The sequence below is a fragment of the Candidatus Bandiella numerosa genome (assembly GCF_021811875.1).
Lineage (GTDB): Bacteria > Pseudomonadota > Alphaproteobacteria > Rickettsiales > Midichloriaceae > Aquirickettsia > Aquirickettsia numerosa_A.
In genome coordinates, this window is sequence record NZ_JAJBJD010000158.1 from 1 (window position 1) to 2,495 (window position 2,495).

1 protein-coding gene is annotated in these 2,495 nt (G+C 31.4%); it reads left to right on the forward strand.

Features of this window, described 5'->3' with window-relative positions:
* The first annotated feature begins 300 nt into the window (after positions 1-300).
* The gene (htpG, locus tag L8D11_RS04920) at positions 301-2,184 is read left to right on the forward strand and encodes a molecular chaperone HtpG (RefSeq protein ID WP_236870556.1); all 1,884 of its coding nucleotides are present in this window, start codon (positions 301-303) and stop codon (positions 2,182-2,184) included.
* The last annotated feature ends 311 nt before the right edge of the window (positions 2,185-2,495 follow it).

Here is a 2,495-nt window from a genome sequence, read left to right on the forward strand (position 1 = left end):
ACTTTGCCGTCAGCTTCCTTCCGCCAACTCCTCACGAAGTTAACCTTGCCTCAGCTAATGGACAGCTCTATATCAGCCCATGAGGGACTTGAACCCTCTACTCTTACATCATGCACGGCGCACAAAAAATGACAGTTTGGCCAGCGCTGTCGATAGGGCAGATAAAAATTTGTACAAGGCCAAGAATTCAGGTAAAAATATGATCATTAGCTAATTTTGTTATTCGCTAATATTGATTTTGGAAATTCTATAATTATATAGGATATAGGTTATGTAAATTAATTAAAATCGCTGACAGAAATGGTAAAGTCAAAAAAACAAATCAAAAAATTTGATGCTGAAATTGGCAAAGTTTTGAATCTAATGATCAACTCTTTATATACAAATAAAGAGATTTTTTTGAGAGAATTAATTTCTAATGCTTCAGATGCATGTGATAAATTGAGATATCAGATTATAGATAAACCTGAGCTGATTGAAAATGGTAATAATGAATTGAAAATAAGTATCCAACTTGATAAAGATAATAAACTTATTATCATCTCCGATAATGGGATAGGTATGAATAAAGAAGATTTAATCAACAATTTGGGTACAATTGCAAGCTCTGGAACGCAAAAATTTATCGAACAATTTGGTGATAGCAAAAAAAATAATTTAAATTTAATTGGTCAATTTGGCGTTGGATTTTACTCTGCTTTTATGGTTTCTGAATCAATAACCGTACTTACATCAAAGGCAGGAGAAAAAGAGGTATATGAATGGCATTCTGACGGCAAAGGTGAATATTCTATTGAAAATTCTAGTCAAGAGTTTAAAAGAGGAACCAAAATAACACTAAAAATCAAGGATTCAGAATTAGAATTTTTGGAGCCACATAGAATAAGGCACATTATTAGAACATATTCAGACCATGTAGCTTTTCCTATTGAGTTAGTTGGTGAGGATAATAAAGGTGAAATAATAAATAAAGCTTCTGCAATTTGGGCAAGGAATGTTTCTGAAGTTACGCAAAAGGAGTACGAAGAATTTTTTAATCATGTTTCGCATTTCCCTGGTAAGCCGTGGTTAACTTTACATAATAAAGCAGAGGGGGTAATAGAATATACTAATTTACTATTTATACCTGATACAAAGCCATTTGATTTATTTCATCCAGATAGAAAAACAAGGGTAAAATTATACATAAAGAGGGTCTTTATCTCTGAAGAAGGGAATGATCTGATACCTCCTTATTTGAGGTTTTTGAGAGGAGTGGTTGATTCAGAAGATTTGCCGTTAAATATTAGTAGAGAAACCCTGCAACACAATAAAGTTTTACATAAAATTAAAAGTTCAATTGTAAAAAAAGTGTTGGGTAGTTTAAAAGTAAAAGCTGAAACTGACCCAAAAGAATACATGAAATTTTGGAAAAATTTTAGTGAAGTGCTGAAAGAAGGCTTGTGTGAGAGCACGTTAGAAGAAAAAAAGCAGCTGTTGGAGATATGTAGATTTAACTCTACATCATCAAAAGATGAACTTATTAGCCTTGATCAATATCTTGAAAGAATGATTGAAGGACAAAATGAAATATACTTCTTAAACGGAGATAATATCGAGTCTTCAAGAAATCACCCTCAACTAGAAGGATTTAAAAAAAGAGGCATCGAAGTTTTACTTCTTAACGATCATGTTGATAATTTTTGGATTAATGTAGTGCATCAATATAAAGACAAGGATTTTAAATCTATCACGAACGAAAAAATAGATTTAAATAAATTGAAAAATACAGAGGAAGAAAAAGATGATGATAAGAGTAAATCACAAGAGAGCTCCAAGTTAATTGAGTTTGTTAAGGAAATATTAAAAGATAGAGTTAAAGATGTAGTTATCTCGTCCAAACTCGTAAGTAGTCCAGCGTGCATTTCAACAATAGAAGGTGGTATGAATCCAAGAATGGAAAAATTTCTTATGGAGCAAAATCAGCTTAATGTAAAATCGGCAAGAATATTTGAAATTAACCCGAATCATTCTATTTTTAAAAAAATCAATGATTCTTTATCAAATAGTAAAGACGATAATGAATTGAATAGGGACATGATTGAGGTTGTTTATGGTCAAGCATGTTTAATAGAAGGTGATTCAATAGACAATCCTAGCAATTTTGCACTTAAACTTAACTCGCTTCTTGAAAGAGTGATCTAAAAAGAAAGAGTTGCAATTAAATCGTCTTAGAATTAGAAGAACTGCTATTTTCTACTATTTTTTCGGCAAAGGTTCTGTTGCTGAACCTTTTTTCACTTAATATGTAAGGCCGTTGCATAAATGCAAAGCAAGGAAGATATGCAACAAATGGATTTAAAAAATTAGATTCATATAAAGAAGAACTATAAGTTTGGTATAAAAGCTGATAGAATAATAGGAATTCAAGAAAGTTAACAAAATATTATGCTAAATTAGCATGTTGCATGCCGATTTGCTGATCTTAGCCACACATATTTAAAGCTTTTAAGAGA